The organism is Streptomyces sp. NPDC026659 (assembly GCF_040638245.1).
Lineage (GTDB): Bacteria > Actinomycetota > Actinomycetes > Streptomycetales > Streptomycetaceae > Streptomyces.
The window spans coordinates 960432-977553 of the sequence record NZ_JBEZXY010000001.1; the positions used below are offsets into that span (position 1 = coordinate 960432).

Consider the following 17122-nt stretch of genomic DNA (forward strand, 5'->3'; position numbering starts at 1 on the left):
CAAGCAACGCACGTTCACGTCGTGCGCCCACGGAAACATGTGGGCGCGACCCACCCGAAACCCAGACAATCAACAAACCAGCAGGTCTTCAAGCGTCGAACGAGCGTCACGGCCGAGGGTCGGGTTCGTGTTCGACGAGATGCAGAGACGGCAGTGGCTGGCACTCCTGCCCGAATGGGAGCGCGCGTGCAGGACTAGAGCTGAGCGTCCTCATACCCGCAGTCCTCCATAGTCGAACAGCGCCGAGGACTGCGAGTGGGACGCTCAACGCGCCGTTACGGCGCTGTACGGGATCGGCGACACCTTCGACAAGAAGCGCGCTCAGCACCTGCGGGACCTCGCTGCCGAACGGCTGCTTCGGCGTGTTGATGGCGAGCGAGCCCGGTACCTTCCTACCCAATCCGGAGGAGTGGAGGCCGACGGGCGACGACGCGTGGGCGGTGCCGGCCGGCACCGCCCACCATCAACGACCATGAATCTCAGAAACGGGACCTCGTCGCACCGACACCGGATAGCAGGGCCTACGGCCTGCCCGAGCCCAGGGCGGCATCCGTGTCCCGGCCGCCCCAGCCGTCGTTGGCGCGCCAGAGGAGGTAAACGCCGAAGACGTCGAGCAACGTTTCGGCGAACCAGTCCTCGGCCGGCGGCTCGGTGAGGACCAGGTAGAGGCGGTCGGCGGGGGTGGGCAGGGTGTGGTTGATCTCCAAGAGGCGGGCGGCGCCCAAGCGGAGATCGGTGTAGGCGGATTGGCCGGCGCCGAGGACCTCGTACAGGAAGTGGCCGTCCGCGGCCGTGCGGGTGACGTCTATGACCTGGGATGACATTGCTTGTACGTCGGCCTCGAACAGGGCCGACATCAGGGCGTGGCGCACCGATTCATGCTTCATGCACGTGCGGTCGGCGGTCGCGGTGGTCTGCAGCGCGTGCAGAAGATGCGTCGTGGAAGGTGTCATTGCGGCGGTGTCCTCGGCGGATGCCATGGGCTCGGCTGCTTCCTGCTCGGGCTGCGGTGCGGCGGGTGCGAGTGCGGTCTCGGCCGCCGGTTCGGTCGAGGCGGTCATTCGGTGCTGGAGCGTCTGCCGGGCCTGGGCGAGGGACTGGGACCAGCCCGTACGCGCCAGGTCCTCCTGGAGACGACCCACGTCCAGGCTGTCGTCCTTGAGAGCGCGATTGGTTTCGGCGGCGAGGTCACGCAGGAGATTCAGACGCTGTCTGTCGGGGGATCCCAGCACCCTTCGTACGTCCACCCAGTCCGCTTGGTCGCGGCGGAGTACGCGGTTGGCCATGCCCTTGAGTTCGGAGAGGCGCTCGCGGGCGTTCTCGGGTGCGGTGTCACCGTCGCCGGTCAGCTCGGCAAACACGCCGAGTGCCGCCAGGTAGCGCTCGGCCATTCTCGGGGAGATGGGCTGGCGTCCGCGCTGGTCGGTGGTGAGCAGGCAGTGGGTCCTTTCCTGGGCGAAGACCCAGCAGTCCAGCTTCTCGCCGGGGCGGGGAGGAGTCGATCCGTGGCGGACGGTCAGGGTCAGGGGGACCTTGACCGCCGGTGAAAGCGCCCTGACCTTGTAGCGGCCGCCGGTACCCCGGTCGAGGACGCGGACACGAATGTCGGTGCCGATCTCCGGGACGTCGTCGTCCGCCATCGCCGGTTCGGTGTCGGGGGTTTCCGGCCCGGTGGTGATGCCGGTGGTGTTCATGAGGGCGTCCGGGAGCGAGGAGGTGTGCAGGACGGTCAGGCTCTGGGTGCTTCGGGTGAGGGCGACGTAGAGCTGGCGCAACCCGGCCGGTCCGCGGTCGGCGATGGTGGCGGGTTCGACGACGAGGACGTGGTCGTACTCCATGCCCTTCGCGTGGGCGGCGGCGAGCACGGACACGGTGGCACGGTGCTCTTCGGTGAGGCCGGCGGTCTGGTCTAGATGCCGGTTGATCTCGTCGAGCCAGCCGGAGTCGTCGGGGACGATGACGGCGACGCGGCGAAGGGTGTGTCCGTCGCTGGTGCCAATGAGCCGGGTCGTCTGGGTGACGGTGTCGTCGAGCAGCGTCCACGGTTCGGCTGCCAGGGTCCGGACGCTGTTGGCGCCCGCTTCGCGCACCGCCCGCGGGTAGGGGAGCGAGGGGGCGATCGTGCGAGCCAGAGGCGCGACGAACTCCATGATCTCCGCCGGCACGCGGTAGCTGGTATTCAGTTCGGCGACGTGCCAGTCGCCGTGGTCGGACAGCAGAGCGCTGAGGCGGTCCCAGTCGGCGTAGGCGTGCGGGCCCGTGGCCTGGGCGAGATCGCCGAGAACGGTCATGGAGCCGTTGACCGTGAGGCGTCGGCGCAGTGAGCGCGCCTGCATGGGAGTCAGGTCCTGGGCCTCGTCGATGACGATGTGCCCGTAGCGTTGTGGGGTCTCCCCGGCGATGAGGTAGCGCAGCTCTTCCAGGCAGACGCGATCGTCGAGGGTCCAGGGGTCGGCGTCCGCCGTGGCTGCCCTCGGGCGGTGAAGGGCTGTCTGCTCCTCGGGGGCGAGGATGCCGTCGGCGCAGGTGCGCAGGAGTTCGGGGGAGTCGTAGAGGCTTCGGAGGGCTTCCCTGGCACCCGGCGACTGCCAGACGCGTTCGATCAGCCGCTCGACCTGTCGGTTGCGTTCCAGATCACGGCGGATCGCTTCTCCTTGGCTGCGGCGCGGGGCCAGAGCGACGAGTTCCTGCAGCAGGCGGTCCACGAGCAGACTGCGGAAACGGTTACGGCGCTCCCGGTAGGAACCGTCGCCCTCGCGTGCTTCCTGGAGCAGGACGAGAACCTCGGAACGCGGGATACGCAGTGTGGTGCTGCCGACGGTGACCGCAAGTTCGGGCTTGGCGTCCTTGTACGTGGGAGTGGTGGTGAACTCGTCGATCGAGTCGGGGCGGCACTCGTGGTCGACGCGCCGGCGCAGGACGGCGGCCATGCGATCGTCGGACTTGACCAGCCGTGCGTGCGGGGTGTCGGTGCCGAGGACCTCGCCGTCCCACAGGCGGTTCATCTGGACGGCGTTGATGTTCTGGGTGCCGAGGGTCGGGAGGACCTGGCCGACGTAGTCGAGAAAGCGCTCGTGAGGGCCGATGACAAGGATGTCCTGCGCATTGAAGTGGTTGTTGTTGACGAGCCACGTCACTCGGTGCAGGCCGACCGCGGACTTTCCGGTGCCCGGGCCGCCCTGTACGACAAGGATGTCAGCGGGCGTACCGGTGACGAGGTCCATCTGATCGCGGCGGATGGTCTCGACGATGTCCCGCATGCTGCCACTGCGGGAACGCTGCAGCTCTCGCAGCAGGAAGTCGTCGAGCGGCTGTTGCCTCTGCCGATGGAGCTGGGCGACATCGGACGGAGTGGGAACCGGCCGGGGCGTCGGTCTCTCAGACACCGCGGCCCCGGAGGCGTCCTGCGCACCGGCTTCGGGATCCGTGCCCTCGGCGGCAGGCGGCGCGGCGGCGGGGGCAGCGACGGAGATCTCGTCGACGTACTCTTCGACGACATTCTTCGCGCAGCGCAACTGTCTCCGCAGGAGCACTTCACCAGGTGCCTCGGGCAGGGCCTTCGCCCACTTCTCCGCCACCGGGGCGGTCCACAGCACTACGACGGTCTCGCGGGTCTCCACGTCGGAAACGGCACGGCGGCCGACGTAGAACGTGTCCGACTCTTCGCCGGGCTGGACATCGACGCGGCTGACGACCAGCGACGCCTCCCCGAGGCCGCCGTATTCCGCGGCCTTCGCCTCGGTGTCCTTCTGGTTGGCAACGCTGTCCTTGCCGCTGGCGGAGGCCGAGGCGACTGAGCTGCCGCTCAGTTCGGCCAGCCGCTTTTCGTAGCAGTCGTAGGCGCGGTCCACCGACTTCTGTTCTTGGGCGATGATCTCGTCGCGCATGGTGGTGCTCATGTACATCCCCTCCCCCTGCGGCGCCCCGAGAGACGCCGCGCGCCGGGCATATGCCCGGCCCCCGGCAAAAGACTTATCAGACACATGGGCCGGCTGTGAATATCTGTTCAACGGGGCAATTCCCGTACCAATTCGCCGACTTCCGCGCGCCACGCATGGACCTGATCCTTGGTGGGTCCGATCTCGTACTGGTGGTAGTGGCACCCGAGGCAGAGGTGCGACCAGACGGCGTTGGCCCGGCGGGCGGTCGTCGCAGCGGTGTAGCAGCGCAGGCAGAGCATCTTCGCCCGCGTGCTGATGCCGGCCAGTCCGGGCATCGCGGCGTCGAGCGTACGGTCGACCGCGATCTCCAGGGCGGTCCGCAGCGCGAGGGAGGCTCCACGGTGCCGGCCGGCCTTCGATGCCTCGACGCTGGGGTCGGAGATCAGCTGGTCGGCCGTCAGCAGCAGTTCCTCGATCGACGTGCTTGCGGTGCTGGTCACTTGGCCACCTCCGCCTTGCGCACCTTCTGCGCGAGCTCGCTGATCTCGGTCACGAAGCGGTGCGCGTCGTCGATACGGGTTCCTGTGGCGTGGGCACCGCTCTGGCACTGCTTGAGGAGGTCCACCGCACGCGGACCGCAACGGGTGCGGAGTTCCCGGTAGACATCACCGGTACGGCCGATGTCTCCGAAGAAGGCCAGTGCGGCCATCTTCATGAGCTTGTCCGCGTCGGCCACGGCGGAGTGCAGATCGAGCTCAGAACCTCCGGAGCGGTGGTGCTGGATCCAAGCCGCTTCGACGAAGGCGTTCTCCAAGGCGATCCGGCAGAGACTGGGCAACACGTGCGTGCGTGCCGCTTCGGGCAAGTTCTTGGTGCTGGCGAGAGCCCTGGCGTCCAAGATCGCCTGACGTACCGGGTCGGTCACGGCCTTGACGTTCACCTTGGACGCCTTGCCCCGCTCGACCTCGAACACCGTGACCGGCAGCTCCTGGGTCGTGAAGGCGCGCTGGAGCCGGGTGTCGTGGGTGAACACGACGACCTGCCGGTGCTCTCCGAGCTCGTGCAGGACCTGGGCAAGCCCGTTGACCTTGGCCGGGTCCATGGACTGCACAGGGTCATCGATGACGATGAAGCCGAACGGACTGTCGGCGGTGGCGGCCCGGGGCAGGAACAAGGACAGCGCGAGCGAGTGCTGCTCCCCCTGGCTCATGACGCTCAATGCCGACGCCTCCGCCCCGTCGACGGTGACATCCATGACGAGCTTGCGGACGTTCGCTTTCTCGCTGCCCTGAAGGCTCACCGACTGCAGGTCGATGTCGCTCTCCTGGCGAAGCTTCTCCCAGATCTGCTGGGAGTGACCGGTGAAGCCCTCCATGCGCCTCTCCCGCAGCTCGGCGGTGAGGGTCTTGACCCAGGTGCGGGCCTTCCTCACATGGCCGAGCCGGGGCTCGGCGTCCGCCGCGGTGCGAGCCTTCTCCGTCCAACTCGCCAGGTGTGTGACGAGCTGACGCCAACGTTCGTCCCGCTTCTCCAACTCCCTGGCTGCGTTGTCCTTCACGGCGGCGCAGGCATCGGCCAGGGTCAGGGCGGTGTCGTGGACGCGCTGGACGAGCTCGCCCGGGTCCGTGACCGCCCGGCAGGCGAGCCACGCGTTCCACGGATCCGTGAGGGAGGCGGGGATCCGATGGGGCCTCTCGATGAGGTTCTGGGCCGACCGTGCCGCAGAACGGAGTTCGCTGCGCGCGTCCTCGGCGGTCTTTGCCTCCTGGCGAAGGAGGGCGATCTGAGCGCCGGCGCCGGCGGCCCACGCCGAGTCGAGGACCTGCTCAGTGCCGCAGACAGGGCAGGACTCCTCATCGGGATGGCGGTTGTTGTGGGCCAGGGCCTTCTCCAGAAGTTCGGCGCGCTGCAGAGCGTCCTCGGCACCGGTCAGGCGCACGTCCTCGACTCCGGCGAGCGCCGCACGCAGCCGGTCCACCGCGGCTCCGACCTGTTCCAGATCCGGGCCCTGCACCTCGACCTCGGCGCGCAGTTCGGCGAGGATGCCGTCGTCGGTAGTGGGCAGCCCCGCCACCAGCCCTTCGAGGGTCGCGAAGTCCGGCCGGCCCTTCGTCTCGACGGCCACGAGCGCCTGGACCGCACGCTCGTCGTCCTGCAGCGCGTACAGCTCTTCCTTGATCTGCGGCAGTTCGTTCTTGGCCGCCTTGACGGCGTCGCCCAGCGCCTTCTCCTGAAGCCCGAGGTGGTTATACGCGGCGCTGAGGTGCCCGAGTCCGAGGATCGTGGCGATGGAGTCGTACATCTGGGAGGGCTTGCCACTGATCATGCGGCCGAGGTCGACGTACGACAGGAAGGGGCGGTAGTCCGTCAGGGCCTGATCCCAGGGAGCCTGGTCGAGGGGCACCGTGCCGTGCCCGGGGCGCCGGAACGTGCCCGCGCAGTCGCTTACGTCGTGGCCGGTCCAGGTGCGGCTGAGCGTGCTCCGGCCGGGGTCGCCCTCGATGGCGAGCTTGACCTCGATCTCCGTCTTGGCTCCGTCATGGAGGTTGCGCCAGTTGCTGGTGCGCGTCGCGTCCTGTCCCAGCCAGCGCATGTTCGTACCCGTGAACGCCGTCTCGATGGCCTCGGCGATGCTCGACTTGCCCGAACCGTTGCGGCCCACGACCAGCGTGACACCCGGACGAGGGCTGAGGTTCAACCAGGCCCGGGGTCCGATGCCGCGGAACCCCTCCACGGAGACCGAGTCGAGGTAGATCCGGCCCATGGGCGAGTGCCCCGGGGTCTGTGCGCTGCCGAGGGCCTCGGTCAGGAGCGCCTTCACGGGTTCGCCGAGGGCTGCCGCGGCCAGACGCGCCTCCACCAGGGCGGCGAGCGGCACGGCCTGAGAGGAAGGGACCTGCGCGGCCGGGTCCGTGGAAGGGCGTGCGTTCGGCTGGTTCTGCTCTGAACTGGTCATGAGGGCCTTCCTGGAGTTGGTTCCGGTTCAAAGGGACGGAACAGCAGCGGACGCGGTAGACGTGGGTCTTCAGCCGCGCTGGCTGCCGACAGTCCGGGGCCTTGGACTCGCTGTGCTCGGTCGGCGGGGTGCCAGTAAGCCGTCGGCGAGGTGTACGCGATGCGGGCGCCGATGGAGTGTCTGTCGCTCGCTCTCCGGGCGGTCAGCCGCCGAGCGTGAACTCGAGGCCGCCTGCCCGCAGGGCGGCCTCCGTCTGAGTGAGACCGCCGCGGTGGGACACCTCGACGGTGTAGAACTTCGAGCCCGGGGCGATGTCGTCGACGGTGAAGGGGAAGACACACCCCGCCTCGGTCTTCTCGCCCAGGCCGAGCGAGCCGACGGCGACCAGGGTTCCGTCCGCGTCGCTGACGTTGACCTGGGTCCCGAGGTCGATGTCGGAGTAGCCGCCGGTCCCGGAGCACACCTCTCCGGTCTCAAGTCCCGCACCGACTTCGGCGAGCGTGAGCGTGCCGTCGGTTTCGAACGGTGCCGGCACCCGGCTCGCTCCGGACGTGGCGACTGCCGGCCGGCCGCCGCCGCTCTTCGTCGGGGCCGCGTCGGGACCGAGCAGGGACAGCGAAACCCAGCAGATTCCCACGGCCGTGGCTCCGGTGCCGATACCGAGAAACAGCAGGGCGGTCCGCGAGAGGCGCGTCCAGCGGGAACCGTGTGCCGACCCCGGGATTTCCGGCGGAACGTTCGACGGCGCGGACTCGGGCACGGGCGGGATCTGGCCGATGGACGGGAGCGGGTCCTGAGCGGAGACCTCGGTGGACTGCTCGGACTCGGACATGGCGATGCTTCCCCTCGTGAGTGACCGGGAGCGGAACGGAGCTGGGGTACGCGGCGGAAGGGGCCGCGGGTGCCGGGGAGACCGTCCGGCAAGCAGCGGCCGGGTACGGGTCTGTCCAGGTGGGCGGGTAGCCCTGCGACGTCGGCCGGGCGACCGGGGAAGGAGACTCCTCGGCGTCAGCCGACCTTCTTCCAGTCCTGGCAGCCGCTGGTCTTGAAGTACTCCCACTTGTTGAGGGTCACGCGGCCCTGCCCCTGAAGGTTGTCGTTCGCGATGATCGCGTCGAACTCGCCGGAGGCGTTCTTCAGGCGTGCCCAGTAGCAGTTGGGGATGATGCTGTCCTTCTCCGGGCCACCGGTCCGGTAGGTCCCCTCCTGGATGTCCTCGCCGACGAGGTACTGGCCTTCGCCCGAGAAGCTGCTCGGGGGGCCGGACTTCTTCACCGGCTTCGGCTTGGCCGTGACGGTCGCCTTGACCGTCTCGGTGACGGTCACCGCCGGCTGAGGCTTGGCCGCGGCGGTCTTGGTGACCGTGACGGCCGGCAAGGCGCCCGAGGCGTTCGCCGTATCACCGGACTCGCCGCCGCCTCCGATCGCGGCACCGAAGATCAGTGCGATCAGCGCCGTCGCACCGTGGGTAAGCCAGACCCTGCGCCGCGAGGGCGTACGACCGGTGGGCGGCAGGCCCTGGTGGGGCGGCTGTGCGAACGGGTGCGGCGTCGGCTGAGGCGGAACCGTCCCCCATCCGGGGCCTCCACCCACGCCCCCCGGCGGCTGGTGGGCGGGCGGCGTCGAGGGCATGTCAGTCATGGGGAGGCCTCCGGATTGTGGCTGAGGTGAGCACCGGGAGTCGGTGCGTCGAACGAGCACCAGAGTGGGGCCAGAAGGCTTAGAAATTCCTTGGCAAAGCTGATAACTGGGGTTATCAGCTTCTCTCTCCTTCAGCTGCCCCCTTCGCTGTAGGGTTCTGCCTGCCGCGAGCCCACCGAGGGCTGTCGGGGCCATGGACGCCCTGTCGGGGCCGGAAACAGAGGGGACGAGGCGAGTGACCAGCACACGCAAAGAGGCCGTGTCGCCCATCGTGCCCGAGGCGTCGACCTGGCGGATCACGTATGCGGAAATCGCCGCTCTTGCCCAGGTGCGTCGGCCTGTCCCCACCACTTGGAGCCGCAGGCACCCGGACTTCCCCGCTCCCGTCGCCCGCGAGGAAGGGCGTCCCCTGTTCGACGCCCGTGCGGTCGTCGACTGGCTGATGAGGACGGGCCGGGGCAACGCCGATCCCCGCCGCCTGCGGGCAGAACTAGCCCTGTACACCCTGGCCGCCTGGCGGACGCCGGCCCTTTCCGCCCCTGTCCTGGTGGGGGCGCTCACCGCGCTGATCTGCCTGCGCCGGCAACTCGACGCCCCGATCTCGGGCCAGAGCTGGGACGCGATCCTCACCCACGCCGACGAGCTCGACCCCGAAGACACCTACCTGTACGCCGAGTTGAAGGCCGTCCCGGAGCCGGAACGCATCGGCCCCGAGCTGGCCGCGCTGGCCGATGAGCTGACCGAGGCCGCCTACACCCCCACCGAGGCTTTCGACTGGGTCCTGGAGGCCCGCCGCCGCCTCGGCTCCCACGACCTGGCCGCCGACGAGCCCACCCCGGCGGTGGCACGCGCCCTCGCGGCCCTGTCCGGCGTCGACACCCTCGACGAGGGCTCCGTCGTGGCCACCCCGTATGCCTGCTCCGGCGACCTGCTCGCCGCCCTGCACGCCCGGGCCGCAGAGGACTCCGGACACACCTACCTCGCCGCCGACCCCGATCGGGTGCGGGCCCGCCTGGTCCGCCGCCGAATGCTCGTCCGAGGCGTGAACGAGTTCGACCTCGGCGTCACCGAGGGGGAGGACCTGCCTGTCGACGACTGGGGATACCCCCAGCTGCTGGTCTCTGTCCTCCCCTACCAGCCGGGAGAGAACCGCAGTCCACAGGCCGTGCTGGAACAGGTGCAGGCACTGACCGACTACCTCGGCGAAGGCTCGACAGCCGTCGTCCTCGGCCCCGCCGACGTGCTCGTCCGCCCGTTCTCTCGGCACAGCGAGGCTGACCGCTTGCGCCGGTCCTTCCTCCGAGACGGTTTACTCAAGGCCGCGGTGAGCCTCCCCGACGGCGCGTTCCCCTACCGTCCCGGCTACCGCACTGCCCTCTGGGTACTGGCCCGCACCTCGGCGGAACACCGCACGGGCCTGGTCCTCCTCGCCGACTACTCCGCGCAGCCGCTCACCGAAACGGTCCTTGACGCGCTCTCCGAGGACATCGCCATCTGGCGCGCCGCCCCTTGGCGCGGAGACCGCCGCCACGAACCCCGCCACGCGGTGATCGTCCCCGCGAAGGACCTCGACGACCGGCCGGGCGCCGCCTTCACCACCCAACACCGCCCGCCCACGGCCCGCTACACCCGGGGCGTCATCGAGCGTCCGGTCCGCATCAGCGCCCTGGAGCAGCGCCTGACGGAGCTGCACGACCAGGCCCGGCAGCGCGCCGACCTGCGCACGGCACTGAGCACCCGGGCCGTACTGCGCCCCGACGACCAGCCGGTACGGCGCACCACCGTCCGTCGGCTCCTCGACGATCGGCGCCTGCGCCGACGCCCCGGGCACCGTTTCGCCGACGAACACCTCACGGCAGACGGCCACTACACCGTGCTCACGCCCGACGAGGTCCTCGGCATCGCACGGCCGGGCGGACGCCGCATCGACCGCGGAGTGCTCCTCACCGGCTACGAACACGCCCTGTTCACCGAGCCGGGTGACATCGTCGTCACCACGAGCCCCCGCTTCGGCACCTACGTCGACGAGGCGGGCCTGTCCTTGGTGGCAGCCCCGGCCCGTATCCTCCGCGTCCACCCCGACGCCGACCCGCCGGTGCTGCCACGGGTGCTCGCGGCACTGCTGCGGGCGGCCGCCGAAGAGTACGCGCGCACCAGCGGTGCGGTGCGGGCCTCTCGCGGCATCGAAGACCTCCTCATCCCCGACCTGAGCCGGCAAGAGGCCGAGCGCTTCGACGCCGCGCTCGCGGAGATCGAGGCCCGCGCGCACCTCCTGCGGGAGCAATCCGCCGCTCTCGACGACCTGGTCCGCCTCACCGCCGCCGGTATCGCCGACGGCACGCTCACCCTCCAGAACCTTCTCGGAACCGACGACTGAAGGAGACGTTCCGTCCCATGCCACCCCGCAAAAAGACCGCTGCCGACCAGGCATCGCTGTTCAGTGCCTCCACCGCCAAGGAGATCCAGGACATCCTCTGGAAGGCCGCCGACAAGCTGCGCGGCTCCATCGACGCCGCGCAGTACAAGGAGTTCGTCCTCGGCCTGATCTTCCTGAAGTACGTCTCCGACGCCTTCGACGAGCGCCGCTCCCAGCTCGCCGCGGAACTCGCCGATGACGGCATCACCGAGGACCGGATGGACGACTTCCTGGAGGACCGGGACGAGTACACCGGCGCCCACGTCTTCTGGGTACCGGAGACCGCCCGTTGGACGTGGATCGCCACCCACGCCAAGAGCCAGGGTGTCGGCAAGCTCCTCGACGACGCGATGGACGCCGTCATGCGCGAGAACGCCTCGCTTACGGGAGTCCTGCCGAAGATCTTCAACCGCGACAACGTCGACCAGAAGCGCCTCGGCGAACTGGTCGACCTCATCAGCGACGCCCGCTTCGGCGGCAGCGGAGACAAGCCCGCGCAGGACGTGCTGGGCGAGGTGTACGAGTACTTCCTCGGCAACTTCGCGCGAGCGGAGGGCAAGCGGGGTGGTGAGTTCTACACGCCGCAGTCCGTGGTCCGGCTGATCGTGGAGATCCTGGAGCCGTATGAGGGACGGGTCTATGACCCCGCGTGCGGATCGGGCGGCATGTTCGTCCAGGCGGCCAAGTTCATCGAGGCGCATGCCGGGCGCGCCCATAAGGCCGACATCTCGGTCTTCGGCCAGGAGCTCAACGAGCGCACTTGGCGCCTGGGCAAGATGAACCTCGCCATCCACGGCATCGACGGCAACCTCGCCCCCCGCTGGGGCGACACCTTCGCCGACGACAAGCACCCCGACCTCAAGGCCGACTTCGTCATGGCCAACCCGCCGTTCAACATCAAGGACTGGGCGAGGGACGAGAGCGACCCGAGGTGGCGGTATGGGGTACCGCCGAAGAACAACGCCAACTACGCCTGGCTCCAGCACATGATTGCCAAGCTGGGGGAGCGAGGCACGGCCGGCATCGTGCTGGCCAACGGCTCCATGAGCTCCCAGCAGAGCGGCGAGGGCGAGATCCGCCAGGCGCTGGTCGAGGCCGACCTGGTGGCCTGCATGGTCGCGCTGCCGTCCCAGCTCTTCCGCACCACCCAGATCCCGGCCTGCCTGTGGTTCCTGGCCAAGGACAAAACCCCGCAGGGCGCGAAACGCCTGGACGACCGGCGCGGCGAGATCCTGTTCATCGACGCTCGGAACATGGGCGAGATGGTCGACCGCACGGAGCGCGTCTTGACGGAGGCCGACCTCGCGAAGATCGCTGGCGTCTACCACGCGTGGCGGGGCACGGCTTCGGCGCGCGAGGCGGGGCTGGAGTACGAGGACGAGGCGGGGTTCTGCTTCTCGGCCGACCTGGAGACGGTGCGGGAGCACGGGTATGTGCTGACGCCGGGGCGGTATGTGGGGGCTGTCGAGGCGGAGGAAGAGGGGGCGGAGGCGGTTGGGGAGCGGATCGCTGCGCTGACAGAGGAGTTGTTGGGGTTGTTCGAGAAGTCTGCGGAGTTGGAGATTGTGGTTCGGGAGCAGTTGGGGGCCCTCCATGGCTAGGACCACTACCACTACGGGTGGACGCGCCGCCACAACAGGGATTATCCCTGGTAAGTGGGCATTGAGCGTCGGTAAGCCCAGCATTCCGGCACCGTCTGGCTTCATGTGGACCCTGTTGTCAGACATTGCTCGTCTGGAGAGTGGTCACACTCCAAGCCGTCGGCACGCCGAGTACTGGGATGGTGACGTTCCATGGATCGGCATCAAGGATGCGACCGGAAATCATGGGCGCGTCATTACATCCACCCTGCAAACCATCACCCAGGCCGGCCTGGACAACTCATCCGCCCGATTGCTTCCGGCCGGTACTGTCTGCTTGTCTCGAACGGCATCGGTGGGCTACGTGGTCACCATGGGCGTTCCAATGGCGACGAGTCAGGATTTCATCAACTGGGTGTGTGGGCCGCAGCTCTCATGTCGCTACCTCCACTACATCCTGGTGATGGAGCAGGACTCCGTCCGGCGGTTCGCACACGGAACGACCCACCAGACTGTTTACTACCCCGAGGCCAAAGCTTTCCATGTGTGCATCCCCAGCCGCGGAGAGCAGGATCGGATCGTCTCCGTACTCGGGGCGCTGGATGACAAGATTGCCGTCAACGAGCGTATCTCTGACGCTGGCGAGAATCTGGCAGTGGCCCTCGCGTCAGGGGAGCGTTGGAATAAGCATGTCCGCCTCGATAGTCTGTGTGAGCTGCGCAAATATCAAGTATCTCCACAAGAGGTTGATGACGAGTTCGTCGATCATTACAGCCTTCCCGCATTCGACTCTGGGAAGTTGCCTGTGCGAGAAGCTCCGGTGTCGATCAAAAGCGGCAAGTTCCTTGTTTCGGAACCGGCTGTGCTGCTCTCGAAACTTAACCCGGATATTCCTCGAGTCTGGAATGTAATGCCGAACTCGGGAGTCCGGTCGCTGGCGTCAACCGAGTTCTTGGTGTTGGTGCCGAGAGGGGATTTGAGTGTCCATGAATTGTGGGCGGTTACTGCGCAGCAGGCATTTCTTGAAGACCTGGCTTCGAAGGTGACTGGCACTTCAAAGAGTCACCAACGTGTGCGACCCGCCGAGGTCTTGGAATCGACCGTCGTCGATCCTCGTCAGTTCGGCGAAGTCGGGGCGCAACTTCGTTCTCTGGCCAGCCGATCAGCACTGGCGAGGCGAGAATCCCAGACCCTCGCCACCCTCCGTGACACCCTCCTGCCCCAGCTCATGTCCGGCCGGCTTCGCGTCAAGGACGCCGAGAAGATTGTCGAGGACCACGTATGACGCACGACGACGAGAGCGGAAGCGACAGAAGCCACAACCACCGCCCCCTGGAAGCCGACTGGGAGATCCTCGCCCTCGACGAGCTCGCCGAGCTGGCCTGGCTGCCGGCCCCCGGGAACGAGTTCGCCCCCGGCTCCGGGCACCGTAAGTCGTGGGACGACCTGATCCTCTACCCGGACCTCCGGGAGGCGATCGAGCGGCTCAACCCCGAGCTGCCGCCGGACGCCGTCCGCGACGCCATCGCCACCGCGGCGACCCCGGAGTCGCAGGACACGTACGAGGAGAACCGCACCGCCCACGGTTACCTCACCACCGGCATCCGCTCCGTCGTCTACATCGACGCCTTCGGCGCCGAGCACAACCCGACCGTCCGCCTCGTCGACCTGGCGGACCCGGACGGGAACACGTACCGCGCGCTGAACCAGGTCACCGTCGTCGACGGTGAGAAGCGGCGCCGCTTCGACATCGTCCTGTACGTCAACGGACTCCCCCTTGCAGTGCTGGAGTTGAAGCGTGCCGGCGACGAGCACGCCACACTCCAGGACGCGCACTCCCAGGTCGCCCGGTATGTGAAGGAGTTCCCGACCGCCTTCCGCTACAACGCGGTGGTGCTGGTCTCCGACGGCATCACGGCGAAGTACGGCACACCCTTCACCCCGTACGAGCACTTCGCACCGTGGAACACGGACGAGACCGGGGCCCGCGTCGACCCGTTCACCGCGGACGGCGAAGGGGTGGCCGAGTCGGGCCAGAACCTGGCGCTGCACGGGCTGTTCACCCAGCCCCGCTTCCTCTCCCTCTGCCGATCCTTCATCAACTTCGTGCCGTCGAAGCGGATGAAGCGCATCGCGAAGCCGCACCAGTACTTCGCGGTGACCCGGGCCGCGGAGAAGGTGCGGGAGGCGGCAGCCGGCGACGGGAAGGCCGGTGTCGTCTGGCACACGCAGGGCTCGGGAAAGTCCGAGGAAATGGTGCTCACCACGGCGATGGTGATGAGCGACCCGGCCCTGTTGAACCCGACCGTCGTCGTCATCACCGACCGCAACGACCTCGACGACCAGCTGTACTCCACCTTCCTGGAGAGCGAGATCCTCCCGGGTACACCTCTCCAGGTCGCGACCCGGGCCAAGCTGCGGGAGGAGCTCGCGGCCAAGCGGACCGGCGGCATCCTCTTCACCACCCTGCAGAAGTTCGGCAAGACCAAGGAGGAGAAGGAGTCGGGGGCCGACCACCCGCTGCTCTCCGACCGGCGCAACATCGTGGTCGTCGTCGACGAGGCCCACCGCAGCCACTACGACAACCTCGACGGCTACGCCCGCCACCTCCGCGACGCCCTCCCGCACGCCACGCTCCTCGCTTTCACCGGTACGCCGATTTCCGAGGCAGACCGCAACACCCGCGAGGTGTTCGGCGGTTACATCGACATCTACGACCTCAAGAGGGCCGCCGACGACGGCGCGACGGTCAAGGTCTTCCACGAGGGCCGGGTCATCAAGCTCGTCCTCGGCAAAGACGTCGACCCGACGAAGATCGACGAGGAGGCCGACCGCATTACCGACGGCCTCGACGATACCGAACGCCGCCGGGTCGAGACGGCCGTCGCCACGATGAATGCCATGTACGGCTTGCCGGCCCGTGTCAGGGATCTTGCCGGGGACCTAGTGGCGCACTGGGAGGAGCGGCGAGAGCGGATGCAGCCGTTCGTCGGCGTCTCCGAGAAGGGCGGCGCAGCTGGCAAGGCGATGGTCGTCTGCGCGACCCGTGAGATCTGCGTCAAGGTTTACGACGCCCTGCGCGAGTTGCGGCCGGACTGGCACAGCGACGAGCCCGCCAAGGGCGCGATGAAGATCGTCTTCTCCTCGAACTCCCGCAAGGACGAGGACCACCTGCTCGTCCACGCTCTGCCCGACGGCCAGCGCAAGGCGGTCATCAACCGGGCCAAGGATCCCGACGACGAGCTGGAGCTGCTCATCGTCAACAACATGCTGCTGACCGGCTTCGACGCCCCGCCGGTCCACACCATGTACCTGGACCGTCCGCTCAAGGGCGCCAACCTGATGCAGGCCCTCGCCCGCGTCAACCGCCGCTTCCGCGGCAAGGAGGACGGTCTGCTCGTCGGCTACGCACCGCTGACGGAGAACCTGCAGAAGGCGATCGCCGAGTACACGGACGCCGATCAGGAGGACCGTACCCTCGGCCAGGACCTCGACCGGGCGCTGGACGAACTGCGCAATGAGTACGACATCCTCAGCGACATCCTGCGCGGCTTCAACTGGCGTGCGCGGCTGGAACAGCCGACCGCGAAGGCGTTCGTCAACGCCGCCGGCGGGGCCGCCGAGTACCTCCGGAACCCGCGCACCCCCGGCAACGACCCGGAGAAGCTCGACGACCCCCGCCAGACCCTCGGCCGGCGCTTCCGTGAGCACTCCCACCGCCTGGAGCGCTTCTACGCGCTGTCCGCCAGCGCCACGAACATCGGCGAGCGTTTCCCGGACCACCCGGCCTGGCGTCGGGACATCCAGTTCTTCGTCGAGGTCCGCGCCTACATGGCCAAGCTCGACGCGGCGGAGCGCGAGGCGCGCGGCCTGCCCGTCGCCCGCGACGTCGAGCTGTACCTCGCCCAGCTGACCTCGTCCGTGGTCGAGACCGGCGGGATATCTGACCTGTTCGCCGAGGCCGGCCTGGAGATGGCCGACCTGACGCACCTCAACGACGCGCTCGTCGCCAAGCTCCAGGGCAGCGACACCCCGCACCTCGCGGCGGAGGCGCTGCGGCGGCTCATCGAGCAGAAGATGCGCGAGGTCACCCGGCACAACATCGTCCGCCGCACGGCCTTCTCCGACCGTCTGCAGGACCTCATGATCCGGTATACCCGGCAGCAGTACACGAGTGCCGAACTCATCGCCAAACTTGTCGAGATGGCAAAAGAGGTGGTCGAGGACGCCAGGCGTGGCGAGAAGTTCGAGCCGCCGCTGAACTGGCGCGAACTCGCCTTCTACGACGCCGTGGCCGAGCACGGCACGGCTCAGGAACTCATGGGTGACGAGATCCTGGCGAGCATCGCCCGCGACCTCGTCGCGGAGGTCCAGAAGAAGCTCAAGCCGGACTGGATCGCCCGCGAGCCGGTCCGTGCCGGCCTCCGCAGCGCCATCAAGCGCCTGCTGGCCCGCCACGGCTACCCGCCGGACCGCCGCGCGGAGGCGGTGAAGCTGGTCCTGAAGCAGATGGAGCACTTCGCCGACGAGTGGGCCACCACTGGTATGCCGGACAGCTGAGTCCGCGCGGCCACATCGGCGCGGGAGCAGTGCACTCACACGGGGCCGAAGTCTCTGTATTCGGCAGACCTCGGCCCCTGACCGACGA

At 68.3% G+C, this 17122-nt stretch carries 9 protein-coding genes; 4 read left to right on the forward strand and 5 right to left on the reverse strand.

Annotated features, from left to right (window positions below):
• Window positions 1-521 precede the first annotated feature (521 nt).
• From AB0E91_RS04145 to AB0E91_RS04165, 5 genes are all read right to left on the reverse strand, one after another.
• A complete protein-coding gene (locus tag AB0E91_RS04145; RefSeq protein WP_361774816.1) occupies window positions 522-3899 on the reverse strand; it encodes an AAA family ATPase in 3378 nt (1125 codons plus the stop codon).
• Window positions 3900-4006: 107 nt separating this feature from the next.
• Entirely contained in the window at window positions 4007-4381 is a 375-nt protein-coding gene (locus tag AB0E91_RS04150; protein WP_361774819.1) for a hypothetical protein, read from the reverse strand.
• Window positions 4378-6837, reverse strand: coding sequence for an AAA family ATPase (locus AB0E91_RS04155; protein WP_361774822.1), 2460 nt, complete (start codon window positions 6835-6837; stop codon window positions 4378-4380). The genes AB0E91_RS04150 and AB0E91_RS04155 overlap by 4 nt, the downstream gene beginning before the upstream one ends.
• A gap of 202 nt (window positions 6838-7039) precedes the next feature.
• Complete coding sequence (locus AB0E91_RS04160) at window positions 7040-7669, reverse strand: hypothetical protein (protein ID WP_361774825.1); 630 nt, start codon at window positions 7667-7669, stop codon at window positions 7040-7042.
• Window positions 7670-7845: 176 nt separating this feature from the next.
• Window positions 7846-8478: a hypothetical protein gene (locus AB0E91_RS04165; RefSeq protein ID WP_361774828.1), complete on the reverse strand. Its 633-nt coding sequence runs from the start codon at window positions 8476-8478 to the stop codon at window positions 7846-7848.
• Between the two features lie 235 nt (window positions 8479-8713).
• On the opposite strand from AB0E91_RS04165, the gene AB0E91_RS04170 reads away from it, so the two are divergent.
• The 4 genes from AB0E91_RS04170 to AB0E91_RS04185 all read left to right on the forward strand — a co-directional run bounded on the left by AB0E91_RS04170 (window position 8714) and on the right by AB0E91_RS04185 (window position 17034).
• Entirely contained in the window at window positions 8714-10855 is a 2142-nt protein-coding gene (locus tag AB0E91_RS04170) for a hypothetical protein (protein WP_361774831.1), read from the forward strand.
• Window positions 10856-10872: 17 nt separating this feature from the next.
• Window positions 10873-12495, forward strand: coding sequence for a class I SAM-dependent DNA methyltransferase (locus AB0E91_RS04175; RefSeq protein ID WP_361774834.1), 1623 nt, complete (start codon window positions 10873-10875; stop codon window positions 12493-12495).
• A 103-nt stretch (window positions 12496-12598) separates the two neighbouring features.
• Window positions 12599-13759, forward strand: coding sequence for a restriction endonuclease subunit S (locus AB0E91_RS04180; protein WP_361774837.1), 1161 nt, complete (start codon window positions 12599-12601; stop codon window positions 13757-13759).
• Window positions 13756-17034 (forward strand): type I restriction endonuclease subunit R, encoded by a 3279-nt coding sequence (locus AB0E91_RS04185; RefSeq protein ID WP_361774840.1) that lies wholly within the window; start codon window positions 13756-13758, stop codon window positions 17032-17034. The genes AB0E91_RS04180 and AB0E91_RS04185 overlap by 4 nt, the downstream gene beginning before the upstream one ends.
• Window positions 17035-17122 lie beyond the last annotated feature (88 nt).

Excerpts from the sequence above, each read along its gene's own strand:
- AB0E91_RS04165 (WP_361774828.1), bottom strand. The coding sequence starts at position 8,478 with ATGACTGACATGCCCTCGACGCCGCCCGCCCACCAGCCGCCGGGGGGC.
- AB0E91_RS04175 (WP_361774834.1), top strand. The coding sequence starts at position 10,873 with ATGCCACCCCGCAAAAAGACCGCTGCCGACCAGGCATCGCTGTTCAGT.
- AB0E91_RS04155 (WP_361774822.1), bottom strand. The coding sequence starts at position 6,837 with ATGACCAGTTCAGAGCAGAACCAGCCGAACGCACGCCCTTCCACGGAC.
- AB0E91_RS04160 (WP_361774825.1), bottom strand. The coding sequence starts at position 7,669 with ATGTCCGAGTCCGAGCAGTCCACCGAGGTCTCCGCTCAGGACCCGCTC.
- AB0E91_RS04145 (WP_361774816.1), bottom strand. The coding sequence starts at position 3,899 with ATGAGCACCACCATGCGCGACGAGATCATCGCCCAAGAACAGAAGTCG.
- AB0E91_RS04185 (WP_361774840.1), top strand. The coding sequence starts at position 13,756 with ATGACGCACGACGACGAGAGCGGAAGCGACAGAAGCCACAACCACCGC.
- AB0E91_RS04180 (WP_361774837.1), top strand. The coding sequence starts at position 12,599 with ATGTGGACCCTGTTGTCAGACATTGCTCGTCTGGAGAGTGGTCACACT.